At 69.7% G+C, this 18791-nt stretch carries 15 protein-coding genes; 9 read left to right on the plus strand and 6 right to left on the minus strand.

Translation table 11 applies throughout. The features are described from left to right. The first annotated feature begins 29 nt into the window (after positions 1 to 29). The gene (locus ACXJ1Y_RS17885; protein WP_463847491.1) at positions 30 to 854 is read left to right on the plus strand and encodes an FTR1 family iron permease; all 825 of its coding nucleotides are present in this window, start codon (positions 30 to 32) and stop codon (positions 852 to 854) included. Positions 855 to 858: 4 nt separating this feature from the next. On the opposite strand, the gene sseA is transcribed toward ACXJ1Y_RS17885, so the two are convergent. After that, on the minus strand, positions 859 to 1701 hold the full coding sequence (gene sseA, locus ACXJ1Y_RS17890) for a 3-mercaptopyruvate sulfurtransferase (protein WP_463847492.1): 843 nt from the start codon (positions 1699 to 1701) through the stop codon (positions 859 to 861). Between the two features lie 198 nt (positions 1702 to 1899). On the opposite strand from sseA, the gene ACXJ1Y_RS17895 reads away from it, so the two are divergent. The 3 genes from ACXJ1Y_RS17895 (at position 1900) to ACXJ1Y_RS17905 (ending at position 3753) form a co-directional block, all read left to right on the plus strand. Next, complete coding sequence (locus ACXJ1Y_RS17895; protein ID WP_463847493.1) at positions 1900 to 2286, plus strand: GcrA family cell cycle regulator; 387 nt, start codon at positions 1900 to 1902, stop codon at positions 2284 to 2286. 61 nt (positions 2287 to 2347) lie between these two features. Next, positions 2348 to 2950, plus strand: coding sequence for a nitroreductase family protein (locus tag ACXJ1Y_RS17900; protein WP_463847494.1), 603 nt, complete (start codon positions 2348 to 2350; stop codon positions 2948 to 2950). Positions 2951 to 3033: 83 nt separating this feature from the next. After that, a complete protein-coding gene (locus tag ACXJ1Y_RS17905) occupies positions 3034 to 3753 on the plus strand; it encodes an SHOCT domain-containing protein (protein WP_463850156.1) in 720 nt (239 codons plus the stop codon). 6 nt (positions 3754 to 3759) lie between these two features. Here the strand turns inward: ACXJ1Y_RS17905 and ACXJ1Y_RS17910 are convergent, their stop codons facing one another. Then, positions 3760 to 4788 (minus strand): KpsF/GutQ family sugar-phosphate isomerase, encoded by a 1029-nt coding sequence (locus tag ACXJ1Y_RS17910; RefSeq protein WP_463847495.1) that lies wholly within the window; start codon positions 4786 to 4788, stop codon positions 3760 to 3762. Between the two features lie 144 nt (positions 4789 to 4932). Between ACXJ1Y_RS17910 and ACXJ1Y_RS17915 the strand changes: the two genes are divergently transcribed. Then, a complete protein-coding gene (locus tag ACXJ1Y_RS17915; RefSeq protein ID WP_463847496.1) occupies positions 4933 to 6366 on the plus strand; it encodes an FAD-linked oxidase C-terminal domain-containing protein in 1434 nt (477 codons plus the stop codon). Between the two features lie 79 nt (positions 6367 to 6445). Here the strand turns inward: ACXJ1Y_RS17915 and ACXJ1Y_RS17920 are convergent, their stop codons facing one another. The 4 genes from ACXJ1Y_RS17920 to ACXJ1Y_RS17935 form a co-directional block, all read right to left on the minus strand. Next, positions 6446 to 6988 (minus strand): Ros/MucR family transcriptional regulator, encoded by a 543-nt coding sequence (locus ACXJ1Y_RS17920; RefSeq protein WP_463847497.1) that lies wholly within the window; start codon positions 6986 to 6988, stop codon positions 6446 to 6448. A gap of 403 nt (positions 6989 to 7391) precedes the next feature. Continuing rightward, positions 7392 to 8531, minus strand: a complete 1140-nt coding sequence (locus ACXJ1Y_RS17925; protein WP_463847498.1) for an ABC transporter permease — start codon at positions 8529 to 8531, stop codon at positions 7392 to 7394. Positions 8532 to 8574: 43 nt separating this feature from the next. Further along, complete coding sequence (locus ACXJ1Y_RS17930) at positions 8575 to 9051, minus strand: DUF4112 domain-containing protein (RefSeq protein ID WP_463847499.1); 477 nt, start codon at positions 9049 to 9051, stop codon at positions 8575 to 8577. Positions 9052 to 9099: 48 nt separating this feature from the next. After that, positions 9100 to 10254 carry an aminotransferase gene (locus ACXJ1Y_RS17935; protein ID WP_463847500.1) on the minus strand — a complete coding sequence of 385 codons (1155 nt, stop codon included), beginning with the start codon at positions 10252 to 10254 and terminating at the stop codon, positions 9100 to 9102. Positions 10255 to 10549: 295 nt separating this feature from the next. Here ACXJ1Y_RS17935 and ACXJ1Y_RS17940 point away from each other — a divergent pair, with 295 nt between their 5' ends. The 4 genes from ACXJ1Y_RS17940 (at position 10550) to ACXJ1Y_RS17955 (ending at position 18789) form a co-directional block, all read left to right on the plus strand. Beyond that, a complete protein-coding gene (locus ACXJ1Y_RS17940) occupies positions 10550 to 10714 on the plus strand; it encodes a hypothetical protein (RefSeq protein WP_463847501.1) in 165 nt (54 codons plus the stop codon). A 133-nt stretch (positions 10715 to 10847) separates the two neighbouring features. Continuing rightward, the gene (locus tag ACXJ1Y_RS17945) at positions 10848 to 12221 is read left to right on the plus strand and encodes an MdtA/MuxA family multidrug efflux RND transporter periplasmic adaptor subunit (RefSeq protein WP_463847502.1); all 1374 of its coding nucleotides are present in this window, start codon (positions 10848 to 10850) and stop codon (positions 12219 to 12221) included. A 12-nt stretch (positions 12222 to 12233) separates the two neighbouring features. Next, on the plus strand, positions 12234 to 15356 hold the full coding sequence (locus ACXJ1Y_RS17950; RefSeq protein WP_463847503.1) for an MdtB/MuxB family multidrug efflux RND transporter permease subunit: 3123 nt from the start codon (positions 12234 to 12236) through the stop codon (positions 15354 to 15356). Positions 15357 to 15366: 10 nt separating this feature from the next. Beyond that, entirely contained in the window at positions 15367 to 18789 is a 3423-nt protein-coding gene (locus ACXJ1Y_RS17955; protein ID WP_463847504.1) for an efflux RND transporter permease subunit, read from the plus strand. Positions 18790 to 18791 lie beyond the last annotated feature (2 nt).

Below are 18791 nucleotides of genomic sequence, written 5' to 3' on the forward strand. Positions count from 1 at the left end.
GTCCCGCGCATCTTCAGGGATTACGCATCATGATCGGTGCCTTCGTCATCGCCTTCCGCGAGGTCATCGAGGCGGGCCTCATCATCTCGATCGTACTCGCGGCGACGCGGGGCATCCCCGGCCGGATGCGCTGGGTGCTGCTCGGCGTGGCGGGGGGGCTCGGGGGCGCGGCCCTGGTGGCGCTGTTCGCGGAGCGGATCTCCGACGCCTTCGAGGGCAGCGGGCAGGACATCCTCAACGCGGCGGTGCTGATCGTCGCGGTGCTGCTGCTGATCTGGCACAACACCTGGATGAGCAAGCACGGCCGCGAAATGGCGGGCGAGCTGCGCGCGGCGGGCGAGGCCGTCCGCAGCGGCCAGCGGGAGGCGGCGGCGCTCGCCATCGTCGTCGGCGCGGCGATCCTGCGCGAGGGCGCGGAGCTGGTGCTGTTCCTCTACGGCCTCGTGGCCTCGGGCACCTCGGGGGCGGACATCCAGTTCGGCGCGCTGGCCGGAATCGGCGCGGGCGTGCTCCTCTCGGCGGTGAGCTATCTCGGCCTCGCCTCGATCCCGGCGCGCTACGTCTTCTCGGTCACGAGCGTGCTCATCACCTTCCTGGCGGCGGGCCTCGCCTCGCAGGCGGCGCAGTTCCTCGCCAATGCCGGGGTGATCGACATCCTCGGCCACACGGTGTGGAACAGTTCCGCCATCATCGCCGAGAATTCGTGGACGGGCCGGGTGCTGCACGCCCTCGTCGGCTACACCGACCGCCCAACCGCCCTGCAACTCGCCGTCTACATCGCCACCATCGTGGTGATGGTGGTGCTGATGCAGTGGGTCGCCGCCGACAAGCGCCGGGCGGTCAGGACCGCCTGACCCCTCAGCCCTTCTCCACCGGGCGCTGCGGGTCGGCGCCCCATTCGGACCACGAGCCGTCGTAGAGGCTGCGGGCCGGGTGGCCCATCGTCTCCAGGGCGAGGCTGACGATCGCCGCCGTCACCCCCGAGCCGCAGGTGGTCATCACCGGCTGGCGCGGGTCCACGCCGGCGGCGGCGAAGACCTCCGCCAGATCCTCCGGGCTCTTCATCCGGCCGTCGCGCTGCAGGGCGGCGTAGTGCAGGTTCTTCGCCCCCGGCATGTGGCCGGGCCGCACGCCCGGGCGCGGCTCCTCCTCCTCGCCCCGGAAGCGCGTCCCGGAGCGGGCATCGACCACCTGGGCCGCGCCGCTCTCCAGGGCGCGGGCGATGTCCGATCCGTCGGCCACGGCGCCGTGGTCGAGGCGGGCGGTGAAGTGCCGCCGCTCGCGCGGCTGGCTCTCGCCCTCCTCGGTCGGGTAGCCGGCGGCAACCCAGGCGGGCAGGCCGCCGTCGAGTACCAGTGCGTCGCGCATCCCGAAGGTCTTGAGCATCCACCAGACGCGCGGGGCCGAGAACAGGCCCATCCCGTCATAGACCACCACCTGCTGGCCATCGCCGATGCCGAGCGCCCGCATCCGTGAGGCGAAGACCTCCGGCCGGGGCAGCATGTGCGGCAGGGGCGATTCGGTGTCGCTCATCGCGTCGAGGTCGAAGCGGATGGCGCCGGGGATGTGGGCGGCGCGGTATTCCGCCTCCGGGTCGCGGCCGGCGGCCGGGAGATACCAGGAGGCGTCGAGCACCACGATGTCCGGCGCCGACAATCGCTCGTGCAGCCAGGCCGGCGGGACGAGGGGCGGTTGCGTCATGGTCGCTCCGTCTGAATCAACGGGGCGAATGAACCACAGGGCGGCGGCGGATGCACGGGGGACCGTGCGGGCCGGCCTCGCGACGGTCGAAATCCGTCACGCCGAGGCAATCAGCTACGCATCCGTCACTATGGTCGATTGCGTGCGGTGCATCACACACTTGTTTTCAAGGCTCTGAACCCCAGCTACGACAATACCATGACAGCTCTGCGCCGGTCGCGAACCGGCTTTACGCGGGTTTTAGGGCGCCACGCTGCCGTCAGCGGGTGCCTCGCCCCGCGCGGCGGCAGGGCGTTTCAACTCCGCACTTCTAAGGAGGCGACCCGGGCGGTCGCCGTCAGGACACGACTGATGAACCAACTCGTCCGCATGTCGCAGATCGGGGACGCCGAGACCGTCAAGGAGCCGTCGGCGGACCTTCGCGTGCCCTTCGCCCAGTCGGGCGCCTTCGTGTGCAAGTACATCATCGGCGAGCCGAGCGATCAGGCGATCTGCTGCGGCGCGCCCGTGCAGGACGGCAAGAGCTGGTGCGCGTTCCACCGCCGCATCGTGTTCGAGCCGGCGCGCCCCGGCCGCATCCGCTGATTGCAGCGCCGCGATTGCCTCGCGGGGCGTCCCTCGGGCATGGTCGGCCATCACTTCGGAGATGCCGACCTTGACCGAGCCCCGCACGCCCGACCACGCGATCGACCCCCTCTTCATCGAGCGGCACTCGCCCCGGGCCTTCACCGGAGAGGCGGTGCCGGAAGCCGAGCTGATGCGGATGATCGAGGCGGCCCGCTGGTCGCCCTCGGGCTACAATTCCCAGCCCTGGCGCTTCCTCTACGCCCTGCGCGGCGACGCCCACTGGCAGACCTTCTTCGACCTCCTCGTGCCGGGCAACCAGAAATGGGTGGCCGATACGGGGGCGATCCTGTTCCTCGTCTCGAACGCCCGGATGCGGGTGGGGGACGAGCTGAAGCCGTCCTACAGCCATTCCTTCGATACCGGCGCGGCCTCGCTCGCCTTCCAGCTCCAGGCGGTTCGCCAGGGCTGGCACGCCCACGGCATGACCGGGTTCGACCATGCCCGCGCGCCGGAGGTGCTGCGCCTGCCGGAGCATCACCGGATCGAGGCCGCCTTCGCCGTGGGCCGCAAGACGGCGCCCGCCGACCTCACCGAGGAGCAGCGCCCCCGCGAGGCACCGAACGGGCGCCGGCCGATCACCGATTTCGTGATCGCCGGGGCCTTTCCCGCCGACGCCGGCTGAGCGAGGCTTCCCGGTCCTGCGGGGCCGGTCTCGTGTCTGTTCTGTCCTTCCTCAAGACCCTACTGGATGCGGCCATGGCGCGGATGGGCGAGACCGAATCGGCCTCGGAGACGGGCTTCATCGATGGGGGCGGGGTCGATCACGTCACCGGCCTGCAGACGATCGCGGACCGGCACGGGGTAAGCCTCGACGCGGTGCGCCATCTCGTGCGGGCGCTGGAGCGCGGCCACGGCCGGATGGCGCAGTTCGACCATCCTGATCTCGGCGGCATGGGCCAGTGGAGCGCGGGCGGCATGACCATGGTCGGCCGCATGTTCGACGATGGCCTGCGGGCGCGGGTGGCCGCGCTCTGCACCGAACTCGCCGCCACCCTGCCGGCCGAGGGCTTCGCGACGCAGGCGTCCCCCGAGACGTGGTGGCCGGGCGATCTTGGCAGCCCTTCGGCGACGGGCTCGCAGAACGGGATGCGCTACGCTTATTTCCCGACGAGCCGGCGGCTCGCGGTGGAGCAGGCCTCGGGCGTCGTCGTCTACGACACGGGGGAGCACGCCATCTCGGGCGTCTCGCAGGCGAACGGCCAGCTGCGCTTCACCGGGTCGGCGGGGCCCATCGCCCTCGACACGCTGACACGCATCGGAGCGGAGGCCCCGGAGCCGAAGCCCGCTTCACCTGAGCCGGGTGCCCCGCAGGGTTCCGGCGACATCCTCGGCACGATCGAGCGGCTGGCCGATCTCCACGCCCGCGGCGTCCTCACGGCGGAGGAGTTCCAGGCCAAGAAGGCGGAGCTGCTGGCGCGGCTCTGACGCCCCTCAGGCGATGCCGGCGCGGAGCAGGTCGTGGACGTGCAGGATGCCGACCGGTCGACCGTCCGACACGGCGAAGACCGCCGTGATGAGGCGGCGGTTCATCAGTTCGAGGGCCGCATGGGCGAGCTTGTGCGGCTCCAGGGTGATCGGGTCGCGGGTCATCACCCGGTGGACCGGCGTCGCGAGGATCGCCGGGCCCATGTGGCGGCGCAGGTCGCCGTCCGTCACGATGCCCACGAGCCGCCCGTCCGCGCCAGTGACGCCGACGCAGCCGTAGCGGCGGGCGGCCATCTCGATCAGCACCTCGGACATCAGCGCGTCCTCGTACACCAGGGGCATCTCGGAGCCCCCGTGCATCAGGTGCTGCACCGTCTTCAGGCGGGCGGCGAGGGTGCCGCCGGGATGGAGCGTGTGGAACCGCGCCGAGGTGAAGCCGCGCCGCTCCAGCAGCGTCACCGCCAGGGCGTCGCCCAGGGCCAGCTGGATCAGGCTCGATGAGGTCGGGGCGAGGTCGTGCGGGCAGGATTCGCGCACGCGCGGCAGTTCGAGCACCACGTCGGCCGCCTTGCCCAGCGTGCTCGCGGCGTTGCGCGTCACCGCGATCAGGGGGATCGAGTAGCGGCGGGAGAAGCCGACGAGGTCGGAGAGTTCCGCCGTCTCGCCCGACCACGACAGGGCGAGGATCACGTCGTCGCGGGCGATCATGCCGAGGTCGCCGTGGCTCGCCTCGGTCGGGTGGACGAAGAAGGCGTGCGTGCCGGTGGAGGCCAGCGTCGCCGCGAGCTTGCGCCCGACATGGCCGCTCTTGCCGATGCCGCTCACGATCACCCGGCCCCCGGTGCCGAGGATCAGGTCCACCGCGCGCTCGAAGGCCGCGCCGAGGGGGCCGTCGAAGGCGGCGGTCACTTCCTGAAGGGCGTTGATGCCCAGGGTGAGGCTGCGCAGCCCGAGTTCGCGCGCGCCCTCCGCGTCGCGGGCGACGGCGGGGTCGAAGGCTTCGTCGAAGAGGGCGGGCGCGGCCGAGGGCGTCATGGCGTTCCGGTTCGGTTCGGTCGCTGCGAGGCTTAAGGTCGCCCCATGGCCGGATTGTGACCCGGCTACCACCGTTGCCGGAGCCCCCGGCGGGGGTGCATGATGCGGCCCACGCCACACCACCTCGCGCACCGAGGGACCATCATGACCATTCGCTTCCCCGAGCCCGACCCCGCCATCCTCGCGCGGCGGGACGAGATCGTCGCCGGCCTCGCGCCCCTCGTCGCCCCCGAGGCGCTGATCACCTCCGAGGACGAGCGCCGCGCCTTCGAGACGGACGGGCTCACCGCCTATCGCCAGATGCCGCTCGCCGTCGTGCTGCCCTCGACCACCGAGGAGGTGTCGAAGGTGATGGCCTATTGCCACGCCAACGGCGTGCGGGTCGTGCCGCGCGGGGCGGGCACCTCCCTCGCGGGCGGGGCCATCGCGCAAGGGGACGCGATCATCCTCGGCACCGCCAAGATGACGAAGATCCTCGACATCGACTTCGCCGACCGGCTCGCCCGGGTGCAGAGCGGCATCACCAACCTCGCCATCTCGGGGGCGGTGTCGCACGAGGGGTTCTTCTACGCCCCCGACCCGTCGAGCCAGCTCGCCTGCACCATCGCCGGCAACATCGCCATGAATTCCGGCGGCGCCCATTGCCTGAAATACGGCGTGACGACCAACAACCTCATGGGCGTCACCCTGGTGATGAACGACGGCACCGTGGTCGAGCTCGGCGGCGACCATCTCGACGCGGCGGGCTACGACCTCCTCGGCCTCGTCTGCGGCTCGGAGGGGCAGCTCGGCATCGTCACCGAGGCGACCGTGCGCATCCTGCGCGCCGCCGAGGGCGCGCGGCCGGTCCTCGTCGGCTTCTCCAAGGTGGAGGATGCGGGGGATTGCGTCGCCGCGATCATCGCCGCCGGCATCATCCCCGTGGCCATCGAGTACATGGACCGCAACGCGATCCTCATCACCGAGGATTTCGCGCAGGCCGGCTATCCCCGCGACGCCGAGGCCATGCTCATCATCGAGGTCGAGGGCTCGCAGGCCGAGTGCGACGCGATGCTCGCGCGGATCGAGGCCATCGCCGCCGATTTCCGGCCGACCAGCATCCGCGTCTCCCGCTCCGAGGCGGAATCGGCCGCCATCTGGAAGGGGCGCAAGTCGGCCTTCGGCGCCACGGGCCGCATCTCCGACTACATCTGCATGGACGGCACCATCCCCACGGGGCAGCTCGGGCCGGTGCTGGAGCGGATCGAGGCGATCTGCGCGGGCCACGGCCTGCGCGTCGCCAACGTGTTCCATGCCGGCGACGGCAACCTGCACCCGCTGATCCTGTTCGACATCAACACGCCCGGCGAATTGCAGAAGGCCGAGGCGGCGGGCGACGAGATCCTGAAGCTCTGCGTCGAGGTCGGCGGCTGCCTCACGGGCGAGCATGGCGTCGGCATCGAGAAGCGCGACTTGATGCGCTTCCAGTACACGCAGGAGGATCTGGAGCAGCAGATGCGGGTGAAGGGGGTGTTCGATCCCGACTGGATGATGAACCCCGCCAAGGTGTTCCCCCTGGACGGGCGCATCGCCGCCTGAGATCGCCCGAGCCGACACCCGGCGGCGCAACCAGAGATTGTTGCGCCGCCGTGGGGCCGGCGAAGGTTTCCTTCAAGTATTACTCGGCGTCCGCCGTCTTGCGGCTGGACCGGCCCTTGGCGGCGGCGGTGGCGGCCTTGCGGCGCCCGCGCGGGGCCGGGGCGGCCTCTTCCTCGACCTCGTCGATGGCGTCGCCGCCCTGTCCGGACCGGCCGGGCTGGCCGAGGCCGAGGCTCTTCGCCAGGGCGGAGCGCTGGGCGGAATAGTTCGCGGAAGTCGTGGGGTAGTCGGCGGGCAGGCCGTAGCGCTCACGATAGGTGTGCGGATCGAGCCCGTGCTTGGTCAGGTGGCGCTTCAGGGTCTTGTAGGACTTGCCGTCGATGAAGCTGATCAGGCCATCGGGGCGGATCGACTTGCGAACCTGGGCGGGGGTCGGCTTCTCGACGGATTCCGACGCCTGGGCGACGGGGCCGGAGGCGACCCGGTTCAGCGCCTCGTGAACGCTGGCGATCAGGGCGGGCAGGTCCGTGGTGGGCACCGAGTTGTTCGAGACATAGGCCGCGACGACGTCGACGGTGCGTTCGATGTAGTCCAATTGCGATGTCGGCGCGGTTTCAGACATCCTCGATACCCTCATTGGTTTTTTGATGAAATGGCCCCTCGGCGTCGAGTTATGTGGATCGACGAAAAAAGCAAGGTGTTTTCCGAAGGTGAGCTGTGCTGGCTCGATAGTTTACGCACAGTTCCTTTGGTGGCCACGATGGAGGGGCGCTACCGAATGAAACATCGCGCGTTTTACCGCTCATGGGAACGACTTTATCCTCCGGCCGTAGCGAGAAGAATTTTCTTGTGAGAAAAGAGACCGTTACCCGTCGCTGAAACGAGCCGCGGACGGCCGGAACAAGCCAATTTAATCCACTAAAAGTTGTATTAACTGTGCGCAACCAATCGCGCGCAATCGGCCTGCCGGGGTAGGCATTCCGTCCCCTGCGACAATCTGGCTCATTCGCGGAACGGGAACGCGGTCAGGCGAAGGTTTTCCGGGGATCGAACGCATCGCGCACCGCCTCGCCCGCGAAGACGAGCAGGCTCAGCATCGCCGCGATGACCACGAATCCCGTCAGGCCGAGCCAGGGGGCGGTCAGATTGTCCTTCCCCTGCGCCAGGAGCTCGCCGAGGGAGGGCGAGCCGGGGGGCAGGCCGAAGCCGAGGAAGTCGAGGGAGGTCAGGGTGGTGATCGAGCCGTTCAGGATGAACGGCAGGAAGGTCAGCGTCGCCACCATGGCGTTGGGCAAAAGGTGGACGCGCATGATCCGCACATTCGACAGGCCGAGCGCCCGCGCGGCGCGAACATACTCAAAGTTGCGCGCCCGCAGGAATTCGGCGCGGACCACGCTCACCAGCGCCACCCACGAAAACAGCAGCATGATGCCGAGCAGCACGAAGAAGCCGGGGGCGATGAAGGCCGAGATGATGATGATGAGGTAAAGGGTCGGGATGCCGCCCCAGACCTCGATGAAGCGCTGGAAGGCGAGATCGACCCAGCCGCCGAAATAGCCCTGCACCGCCCCGGCCAGCACGCCGATGGCCGATGAGACGGCAGCCAGGATCAGCCCGAACAGCACCGAGATGCGGAAGCCGTAGATCACGCGCGCCAGCACGTCGCGGGTGGTGTTGTCGGTGCCGAGCCAGTGCCAGGGGATGTCGGCGCAGCCCGTGCCGCCGAGGCGCTCGGCCACCGGCTTGCACTGCGCGTCCGAGAGCATCCAGGTCGGCGGGGAGGGGGAGGGGGTCGGCAGGTTCTCGTTGATCGTGTCGTAGGAGAACGGGATCGGCGGCCAGACGGCCCAGCCGTTCCCAGCGATCTCCTTGCGGATCTCCGGCGAGCGGTAATCCGTGACGGCGAGGAAGCCGCCGAACTTCTCTTCCGGGTAATCGACCAGCACCGGCACCAGCCACTCGCCCTTGTAGGAAACGAGGAGCGGCTTGTCGTTGGCGATGAACTCCGCGAACAGGCTGAGGACGAACAGCAGGGCGAAGACCACGAACGACCAGTAGCCGAGGCGGTTCGCGCGGAAATTGGCGAGCCGCCGCCGGTTGAGGGGCGACAGTCCCCCACGGACGAGGGGCGCCTGGGCGCCGGGCATCGGGACGGCGTCGGTCATGCCCGCGGACTTGCCGTCACGGGCGCCGTTGTCAAGGCGGGGCTCAGCCGGAGAGCCGGGTCGCAGTGCCCTCGATCTCGTTAGGGCGCACGCCGCCGTGGCGCTCCATCCAGCGGCGGAGCAGCCGGACGTTGCGCCGGTTCGCCTTGAAGGCCGCGTCGAAGATGTCGCCCGCCAGCGGCACCGCGCCGACCACGCCGTCGAAGGCGACGTTCAGCGCCATCCGGCCGATCAGCCAGCGGGGGGCGCCGAGGCGGCGCGCCTCGTAGACGATGAAGGACGAGATCACCATGCCCGCCACGTCGCCCACGAGGGGCACGAGGCCGATCAGGGCATCGAACCCGACCCGCCGGTTGATGCCGGGGATGACGAAGGCGCTGTCCATCAGGTGCGCCAGGGTTTCGAGCCGGGCGAGGCTCGCCTCGCGGCCGAGGTCGAGGGCGCCGGGGAAAGGGCCGGCCTGATGCGGGATGTCGCGCCGGGGCGGGAAATCCTGCGGGGGAATGCGTGCGCTCGACATCGTCATGATCAACGATGTGGCGGTGCCTCCGGTTGCGCGCAAGGAGCCTCAGGCGGCGAGGCGCGCCAGATCGCCCATGCGGTCGAGAGCCGCATCGAGGGTCGCGTCGGCCTTGGCGAAGCACAGGCGGACCACATGGCGCACCGCCGCGTCGGGATAGAAGGCGCTGACGGGAATCGCCGCCACCCCGTGCCGGGTCACGAGGGCCTCGCAGAAGGCCACGTCGTCGTGGTGGCCGAGGGGCGCGATGTCGATGTTGAGGAACCACGTCGCCGCCGCCGGCAGCACGGTGAAGCCGCGCTCGGTGAGCCCCGCGGCGAGGCGGTCACGGGAGCGGGCATAGCCGGCGCGCATCGCCGCGAACCACGGCTCCTCCTTGCCGAGCCCGAGGGCCACGGCGGCCTGGAGGTTCGGCGGGGTGGTGAAGGTGAGGAACTGGTGCGCCTTGGCGAGCCCCCGCATCAGCCGCGCGTCGGCGGTGACGAAGCCGACCTTCCAGCCGGTCAGGGAGAAGATCTTGCCCGCCGAGCCGATCTTCACCGTCCGCTCGCGCATCCCCGGAAGGGCCATCAGCGGGAAGTGGCGGGCGCCGTCGAACACGACATGCTCCCACACCTCGTCGCACAGGGCGACGACGTCGTGGCGGCAGCAGAGCCTGGCGAGCAGGGCGAGGTCGTCCGGCCCGAACAGGGTCGCGGACGGGTTCAGGGGGTTGTTGAGGAGGACGAGCTTCGTCCGGTCGGAGAAGGCCTCGGCCAGGGCCGCCGCGTCGAGGCGGAAGGCGGGCGGGGTCAGGTTGACGATCCGCGCCACGCCGCCGGCCCGGCGGACCAGGGGAAGGTAGGCGTCGTACATCGGCGCGAAGAGGATCACCTCGTCCCCCGGCTCGATCAGCGCCAGCAGCGCCCCGGCCAGGGCCTCGGTGGCGCCCGACGTCACCATCACCTCCGTCTCGGGGTCGAGGGAAAGGCCCTGGTGCCGGGCGTAATGCGCGGCGACGGCCTCGCGGAGGGCGGGCAGGCCCATCATCGGCGGGTACTGGTTCGGGCCGTCGATCAGCGCGCGGGCGCCGGCCTCGCGGATGTCGGCCGGGCCGGGATCGTCCGGGAAGCCCTGCCCGAGATTCACCGCCCCATGCTCGCGGGCGAGCCGCGACATCGTCTCGAAGACGGTGGTGGGGAGCTCTGCGAAGACCCGATTCATGTGAAGAGCCGATTCATGGGCGAGCCCTTACCATGGTGCGCCGCCGCTTTCGAATGTGCGCTCGCGCACGGGGCGCCTATCCGAACGCGCCGGGACGGCTGACGATTGTTGACATTCATCACCCGGGGAATAGGTTGGCGTCACGGCCAGGGCGATGCCCGTTTCCGGCGGGGCTCTGCCCCCTCGCCCCGCTTTCCCGCGGTGCGTCGCCTGGGCCGCGTGTAGAGGGCCACCGGCTTGTCGGCCGGTGGCCCTTTCCGCGTTTGGGGGTTATCGGTCGGGGCTCGCAGCGGGCTTGGTCGTGATGACGCGGTGTCTGTTCTTCGCCCTGATGGTCACGGGCCTGGGGCTCGTCCTCCGGATGTCGCTCGCGCCGCTGCCCGTCGATGACGCCTTCCGCGATGTCCTGCGTTCCTATGGCGCCTCGGTCAGCAATACCGCCGAAACGTCGTCGCCCTAGTGCAGGCTCATTGGACGCCTAGTTCAGGGTCCGTCGCCGGTTTCATGCGATACCGATGGGAAGCGGCCCGGTCTTGGGGTCGCGCGGCGATCCTGCCGATGGGTGTCGCGACCGGAATGTGCTTGAGTCGGGAATGAACGAGAGTTCGCCGATCCGTACCGAGACCGCTCGTGCCTACGAGCCGGGGCCGATCCAGGCCCCTGTCCGCACGCGCCGTCGCTTCCGGCCGATTCGCTGGCTGGTGCTGCTCGTCGCCCTCGCGGCCATCGGCGCCGTCGCGCATCGCTGGTACGATTCCCGCACCCAGAAGGGCACGGAGCAAGCGGCCGGCGCGGCGGGCGGCCGCCACGGCGGCAAGCGCGGCGGGTCCGACCTGCCCCAGGCCGTGGGCATCGCCCCCATCACGACGGGCGACATGCCGGTGGTGCTGCAGGGCCTCGGCACGGTGACGCCGCTCGCCACGGTGACGGTGAAATCGCAGATCAGCGGCTACCTCATGGAGGTTAAGTTCCGCGAGGGCCAGATGGTGAAGGCGGGCGATCCCCTCGCCCAGATCGATTCTCGCCCCTACGAGGCGCTGCTCGCGCAGTATCAGGGACAGCTCGCCCGCGATCAGGCGCTGCTCCAGAATTCGAAGCTCGATTTCCAGCGCTTCCAGACCTTGAACCGCCAGGATTCGATCTCGAAGCAGAACGTCGACACCCAGGCCGCGCAGGTGAAGCAGAACGAGGGCACCGTCGCCGCCGACCAGGCGCTGGTGGACCAGCAGAAGCTCAACATCGCCTACACCCGCATCACCTCCCCGGTGGATGGGCGGGTCGGCCTGCGGCAGGTGGACCAGGGCAACTACATCTCCGCCGCCTCGACGGCGATCGTGGTGGTGACGCAGCTGCACCCGATCTCTGTGGTGTTCACCCTGCCGGAGGACGACGTCGCCCGCGTCATGCGCCGGGTGCGGGCGGGGGCGAGCCTCGCGGTGAAGGCCTACGACCGAGGCGATTCCCACGAGATCGCCACCGGCAAGCTCGACACGGTGGACAACCAGATCGACACGACCACCGGCACGGTGAAGCTGCGCGCCCTGTTCGACAACGCCGACGAGGAGCTGTTCCCGAACCAGTTCGTGAATGCCCGCCTCACCGTCGAGACGCTGCACGACGCGGCCCTGGTGCCGAACGGCGGCATCCTCCAGGGCAGCCCCGGCGCCTACGTCTACCTGCTGGACGGCGACGACAAGGTCGTGGTCCGGCCGATCAAGACCGGCGAGACGGACGGCATCCACACGGTGGTGCTCTCCGGCCTCAAGCCCGGTGACCGGGTCGTGACCGACGGCACCGACCGCCTCAAGGACGGGGCGAAGGTGCGGATCACGGAGGGGGCCCAGGCCGCCAGCGCCACCCCCTCCGCCGGCCCGCAGGCGCCCGCCGCCGACGCGGCCAAGGAGGCGACCGCCGAGGGCGCCCCGCAACAGGGTGGCCGCAGGCGGCACCGGCAGCAGGGGCAGTAAGGGCACGCGCCCATGAACCCCTCCCGCCTCTTCATCCTTCGCCCGGTCGCCACCACGCTGCTGATGCTGGCGATCCTGATCGTCGGCGGGGTGTCGTACCTGAATCTGCCGGTCTCGGCCCTGCCGTCGGTCGATTACCCGACGATCCAGGTCCAGACCTTCTATCCCGGCGCCAGCCCGGAGGTGATGACCTCCTCCGTCACCGCGCCCCTGGAGCGGCAGTTCGGGCAGCTCGCCAACCTCAACCAGATGACCTCGCAATCCTCGTCGGGGGCGTCGGTCATCACGCTCCAGTTCAACCTCGATCTCGCCCTCGACATCGCCGAGCAGCAGGTCCAGGCGGCGATCAACGCGGCGGGCAACCTCCTGCCCTCGGACCTGCCGGCGCCGCCGGTCTACGCGAAGGTCAACCCCGCCGACGCGCCGATCCTGACGCTCGCGCTCACCTCGAAGACCCTGCCGCTGACGCAGGTGCGCGACCTCTCCGAGACCCGCCTCGCGCAGAAGATCAGTCAGGTGGCCGGCGTCGGCCTCGTGAGCATCTCCGGCGGCCAGCGCCCGGCGGTACGGGTGCGGTTCAACGCCCGGCAACTCGCCGCCTACGGGCTGAACATCGACGACCTGCGCACGACGATCACCAACCTGAACGTCAACACGCCGAAGGGCACGATCGACGGCCCCCGGCAATCCTACGCCATCAACGCCAACGACCAGATCCGCGACCCGAAGGCCTACGATTCGGCGATCATCGCCTATCGCAACGGCGCGCCGGTGCGCCTGTCGGACGTCGCGGACGTGGTGGACGCCCCCGAGAACACCAAGCTCGGCGCCTGGGCCGACGAGACGCCGGCCGTCATCCTCAACATCCAGCGCCAGCCCGGCGCCAACGTCATCGCCACCGTCGACAAGATCAAGCAGCTACTGCCCCAGTTGCAGGCGAGCCTGCCGCAGGCGGTGAGCGTCGCCCCGCTCACCGACCGCACCAGCACGATCCGCGCCTCGGTGGACGACGTGCAGTTCGAACTCGGGCTGGCCATCGCCCTCGTGGTGCTGGTGATCTTCCTGTTCCTGCGCAGCCTCTCGGCGACGCTGATCCCGAGCCTGTCGGTGCCGCTCTCGCTGATCGGCGCCCTCTCGGTGATGGACCTCTACGGCTTCTCCCTCGACAACCTGTCGCTGATGGCGCTCACCATCGCCACGGGCTTCGTGGTGGACGACGCCATCGTGGTGATCGAGAACATCGCCCGCCACGTCGAGGACGGCGATTCGCCCCTGGAGGCGTCCCTGAAGGGCTCGCGCGAGATCGGCTTCACCATCATCTCGCTCACCGTCTCGCTCATCGCGGTGCTGATCCCGCTGCTCTTCATGGGCGACGTGGTGGGTCGCCTGTTCCACGAATTCGCGATCACGCTCGCGGCCACCATCGTCATCTCGGCGGTGGTCTCGCTCACCCTGGTGCCGATGCTCTGCGCCCGGCTGCTGAAACACGTCCCCGCGGGGGTGGCCGTCCGGCGGGAGGGGCCCCTGGCGCGGATGGGCCGGCGGGCGACGGAGGGCACCATCGCCGCCTACGGCCGGGCGCTGCGGGTGGTGCTCGACCACCAGGGCCTGACGCTCCTCGTCACCCTCGGGACGGTGGCGCTCACCGCCTACCTGTTCGTGGTGATCCCGAAGGGCTTCTTCCCCGTGCAGGACACGGGGGTGATCCAGGGCATCACCCAAGCCGACCAATCGGTCTCCTACGCGGCCATGGCCGAGCGCCAGCAGCGGCTCGCCGCGATCATCCTGAAGGACCCGGACGTCGCCAACCTGTCCTCGTTCATCGGCGTCGACGGCCAGAACGTCACGCTGAATTCCGGGCGGATGCTCATCAATCTCAAGCCCCGCGAGGAGCGCACCGCCACCGCGAGCGAGATCATCCGGCGGATCGGCGCGGCGACGAATTCCGAGCCCGGCATCCGGCTCTACATGCAGCCGGTCCAGGACCTGACCATCGACACCGCCGTGTCGGCGACGCAGTATCAGGTGATCCTGGAGAGCCCGAACCTCGAGGATTTCGAGACCTGGGTGCCCCGCTTCACCGAGGCGCTGGCCGCCTCGCCCGTCGTCGCGGACGTGACCAGCGACCACCAGGGCAAGGGGCTCGCGGCCTACGTCACCATCGACCGGCCGACGGCGGGCCGCTACGGCATCACCCCCGCGACCATCGACAACGCCCTCTACGACGCCTTCGGCCAGCGCATCATCTCGACGATCTTCACCCAGTCGAACCAGTACCGGGTGATCCTCGAAGCCGACCCGGACCTGCACAAGACGCTGGAGAGCCTGAACGGCATCTACCTGCCGTCCTCGACGGCGACGAACGGGCAGGTGCCGCTCTCCTCCGTGGCGCGTGTCACCGAGAAGCGGGCGCCGCTGCTGATTTCGCATCTCGGCCAGTTCCCGGCCACCACCGTCTCGTTCAACCTCGCGCCGGGCGCGGCCCTGGGGCAGGCGGTGGAGGCGATCGACGCGGCGAAAGCCAAGATCGACCTGCCGCCCTCCTTCAGGGTGGTGCCGCAGGGCTCGGTCTTCGCCTTCCAGGCGGCGCTCGGGAACGAGTTGTTCCTCGTGCTGGCGGCCATCGTGACCGTCTACATCGTGCTCGGCGTGCTCTACGAGAGCTTCATCCACCCGATCACGATCCTCTCGACCCTGCCGTCGGCCGGGATCGGGGCGCTCCTCGGGCTGATGCTGTTCGGGCTGTCCCTCGACATCATCGCGATCATCGGCATCGTGCTGTTGATCGGCATCGTGAAGAAGAACGCGATCATGATGATCGACTTCGCGCTGCAGGCCGAGCGCGAGGACGGCATGGCGCCCCGCGACGCGATCTTCCAGGCCTGCCTGCTGCGCTTCCGTCCGATCCTGATGACGACGCTGGCGGCGCTGTTCGCGGCGGTGCCGCTGATCCTCGGCACGGGTGTCGGCTCGGAACTGCGCCAGCCGCTCGGCATCTGCATCGCGGGCGGCCTCATCGTCAGCCAGATGCTGACGCTGTTCACGACCCCGGTGATCTACCTCGCCTTCGACCGCCTGGAACGCCGCATCGCCGGCCGCGGGCCCGGCCTGGAGGGCGGGGAGGCGGTGCCGTGAGGCCGGCCCCGTGAACATCTCCGCCCCGTTCATCCGGCGGCCGATCGCCACGACGCTGCTCACCATCGGCGTGCTGCTGGCGGGCGTGTTCGCGTTCCTGAAGCTGCCCGTGGCGCCGCTGCCGCAGATCGACTTCCCCGTCATCCTCGTCCAGGCGCAGATGGCCGGCGCCAGCCCCGAGACCATGGCGACCACCGTCGCCGCGCCGCTGGAACGGCGGCTCGGGGTCATCGCCGACGTCAACGAGATGACGTCCACGAGTTCGCTCGGCACGGTGCGCATCGTGCTGCTGTTCGGCCTGAACCGGGACATCGACGGCGCCGCCCGCGACGTGCAGGCCGCCATCAACGCGGCCCGCGCCGACCTGCCAACCTCGCTCCGGCAGAACCCGACCTACCGCAAGTTCAACCCCGCCGAGACGCCGATCATCATCCTCGGCATGACCTCGGACACGCTCACCCGGGGCCAAGTCTACGATTCCGCCGCCACGGTCGTGCAACAGAAGCTCTCGCAACTGCCCGGCGTCGGCAATGTCGATGTCGGCGGCTCGTCCCTGCCGGCGGTGCGGGTGGAGCTCGATCCCACCGCCCTGTTCCACTACGGCATCGGCCTGGAGGGCATCCGCGCGGCGCTGGCCTCGGCCAACGCCAACTCGCCCAAGGGCGACATCGACGTCGGCAACCGGCGCTACCAGCTCTACGCCAACGACCAGGGCCGCAAGGCCGCCGACTACAGGGACATCGTCGTCGCCTACCGCAACGGCGCGGCGGTGAAGCTCACCGATGTCGGCCAGGTGCTCGACGGGGTCGAGGACAAGCGCAACCTCGGCATCGTCAACGGCAAGCCCGGCGTGCTGCTCTTCGTCTACAAGCAGCCCGGCGCCAACGTCATCGACACGATCGACGGCGTGAAGAAGGCCCTGCCGCAGATCACGGCGGCCCTGCCCGGCGGCATCGACATCAAGCTCACCGGCGACCGCAGCCTCACCATCCGCGCCTCCCTGGAGGCGACGGAGGAGACGCTCCTCGTCGCGGTCGGCCTCGTGATCCTCGTGGTCTACGTCTTCCTGCGCTCCGGCCGGGCGACGCTCATCCCCGCCGTGGCGGTGCCGATCTCCATCGTCGGCACCTTCTCGGCGATGTACCTGCTGAATTATTCCCTCAACATCCTATCGCTGATGGCGCTCATCATCGGCACGGGCTTCGTCGTGGACGACGCCATCGTCGTCCTGGAGAACATCCAGCGGCACATCGAGGAGGGGAAGCCCCGGTTCCAGGCGGCACTGATCGGCGCGCAGGAGGTCGGCTTCACCGTCATCTCCATGAGCCTGTCGCTCATCGCCGTGTTCCTGCCGATCCTGCTGATGGGCGGTCTCGTCGGGCGCATCTTCCAGGAATTCGCCGTCACCCTGTCCCTGGCGATCCTGATCTCCCTCGTCCTGTCGCTCACCACCACGCCGATGATGTGCTCGCGGTTGCTCAAGCGCGAGGGGCAGGGGCCGCAGGGCAAGAAGCGCCGCAACCTCCTCGTCCGGGCTCTCGAAGGCGGGTTCGACGCGATGCTCGCGGGCTATGCCCGCACCCTGGAGATCGCCCTGCGCCATCCCCGCCTCGTGCTGCTGACGCTGCTCGCGACGGTGGGGCTCAACGTCTACCTCTACATCATCGTGCCGAAGGGCTTCTTCCCCGAGCAGGACACGGGGCAGATGATGGGCGGCATCCAGGCCGACCAGCGCATCTCCTTCCAGTCCATGGAGAAGAAGCTCACCGAGGCGACGCGGATCGTCGGGGCGGACCCGGCGGTGGAGAGCGTCGTCGGCTTCACGGGCGGGCGCGGCACCAACTCGGCCAACGTGTTCGTGGGGCTGAAGCCCCTCTCCGAGCGTGAGTCGATGGGCGCCGTGACCGCGCGCCTGCGCCCGAAGCTCGCGCAGGTGGCGGGGGCGCGGCTCTACGTCTTCCCCCGGCAGGACCTGCAGATGGGCGGGCGCCAGAGCTTCGCGCAGTACCAGTACACGCTGCAGGGCGACACGCCGGAGGAGCTCTACTCCGCCGCGCCGAAGCTCCTGGCCGCGCTCCAGAAGGATCCGACCTTCGCCGACGTCACCTCCGACCAGCAGGAGGGCGGCCTGGAAAGCCGGGTGGTGATCGACCGGGCCACCGCCTTCCGCTACGGCATCACCCCCGACAAGATCGACCAGACCCTCTACGACGCCTTCGGCCAGCGGCAGGTCTCGACCATCTACAACCCGCTGAACCAGTACCACGTCGTGATGGAGATCGCGCCGCGCTACCTGGAGACGCCGGAGACCATCAAGCGGATCTTCGTCTCGACCTCCGGCGGCAACGCCAAGGGCTCGGCCACCACCAACGCCGTCGCGGGCACCGTCGCGGCGGGGGGCACGGTGAACACCAACGCCGCCACCGGCACGAGCAGCCCCACCTCGGGCGCGGCCTCGGGGACGGGGGCGGTCGGCAGCGGCACGGCCGGCGCCCTCGCCGCCGCCACGGCCGCGACCTCCACCGCCAGCACCGATGCCAGCACCAACGCGGCGGCCATCGCCTCCGATTCGGCCCGCAACGCCTCGTCCAACGCGCTGGCCGCCAGCAAGGGCGGCGCCTCGTCGAGCGCGCCGGTCTCGGCGGCGAAGGAGACGATGGTGCCGCTCTCGGCCTTCGCCCGGTTCGAGACGGGCAACGCCTCCGTGCAGATCAGCCACCAGGGCCTGTTCGTCGCCACGACGATCTCGTTCAACCTCGCCCCGGGCAAGAGCCTGTCGGACGCGACCGAGGCGATCGACCGGGCCATGGCAGACCTTCGCTTGCCCGCGAGCATCCACGGCGAGTATGCCGGCGCGGCCAAGAACTACGTGTCGTCCGCGTCGCGCCAGCCCCTCCTGATCCTCGCCGCGATCCTCGCCGTCTACGCGGTGCTCGGGATCCTCTACGAGAGCTTCGTGCACCCGCTCACCATCCTCTCGACCCTTCCCTCGGCCGGCGTCGGCGCGGTGCTGGCCCTGCTGGTGACGGGCACGGAGTTCACCATCATCGCCCTCATCGCCGTGTTCCTGTTGATCGGCATCGTGAAGAAGAACGCGATCATGATGGTCGACGTCGCCCTCGACGCGCAGCGCACCCGCGCCGCGAATCCGGTGGACGCGATCCGCGAGGCCTGTCTCCTGCGCTTCCGGCCGATCATGATGACGACGCTGGCCGCCCTGCTCGGCGCCGTGCCCCTGATCGCCTCGATGGGGGAGGGCGCGGAGTTGCGCCGGCCCCTGGGCATCGCCATCGTCGGCGGCTTGATCGTGAGCCAGATCCTGACCCTCTACACCACGCCCGTCGTCTACCTCTCCCTCGACCGCCTCCGGCAGCGCTGGCAGAACCGCCGCGGCCGGGCCGGCGGGGCGCTCCCCGTTCCGGCGGGCGAATGAGG

The organism is Methylobacterium sp. TK26, assembly GCF_055361565.1.

Bases quoted from the DNA above. Each gene is read 5' to 3' on its own strand.
- ACXJ1Y_RS17910 (WP_463847495.1), bottom strand. From the start codon at position 4,788: ATGACGCCCTCGGCCGCGCCCGCCCTCTTCGACGAAGCCTTCGACCCC.
- ACXJ1Y_RS17950 (WP_463847503.1), top strand. From the start codon at position 12,234: ATGAACCCCTCCCGCCTCTTCATCCTTCGCCCGGTCGCCACCACGCTG.
- sseA (WP_463847492.1), bottom strand. From the start codon at position 1,701: ATGACGCAACCGCCCCTCGTCCCGCCGGCCTGGCTGCACGAGCGATTG.
- ACXJ1Y_RS17925 (WP_463847498.1), bottom strand. From the start codon at position 8,531: ATGACCGACGCCGTCCCGATGCCCGGCGCCCAGGCGCCCCTCGTCCGT.
- ACXJ1Y_RS17885 (WP_463847491.1), top strand. From the start codon at position 30: ATGATCGGTGCCTTCGTCATCGCCTTCCGCGAGGTCATCGAGGCGGGC.
- ACXJ1Y_RS17945 (WP_463847502.1), top strand. From the start codon at position 10,848: ATGAACGAGAGTTCGCCGATCCGTACCGAGACCGCTCGTGCCTACGAG.
- ACXJ1Y_RS17895 (WP_463847493.1), top strand. From the start codon at position 1,900: ATGACAGCTCTGCGCCGGTCGCGAACCGGCTTTACGCGGGTTTTAGGG.
- ACXJ1Y_RS17930 (WP_463847499.1), bottom strand. From the start codon at position 9,051: ATGTCGAGCGCACGCATTCCCCCGCAGGATTTCCCGCCCCGGCGCGAC.
- ACXJ1Y_RS17915 (WP_463847496.1), top strand. From the start codon at position 4,933: ATGACCATTCGCTTCCCCGAGCCCGACCCCGCCATCCTCGCGCGGCGG.
- ACXJ1Y_RS17900 (WP_463847494.1), top strand. From the start codon at position 2,348: ATGCCGACCTTGACCGAGCCCCGCACGCCCGACCACGCGATCGACCCC.
- ACXJ1Y_RS17935 (WP_463847500.1), bottom strand. From the start codon at position 10,254: ATGAATCGGGTCTTCGCAGAGCTCCCCACCACCGTCTTCGAGACGATG.
- ACXJ1Y_RS17905 (WP_463850156.1), top strand. From the start codon at position 3,034: ATGGGCGAGACCGAATCGGCCTCGGAGACGGGCTTCATCGATGGGGGC.
- ACXJ1Y_RS17920 (WP_463847497.1), bottom strand. From the start codon at position 6,988: ATGTCTGAAACCGCGCCGACATCGCAATTGGACTACATCGAACGCACC.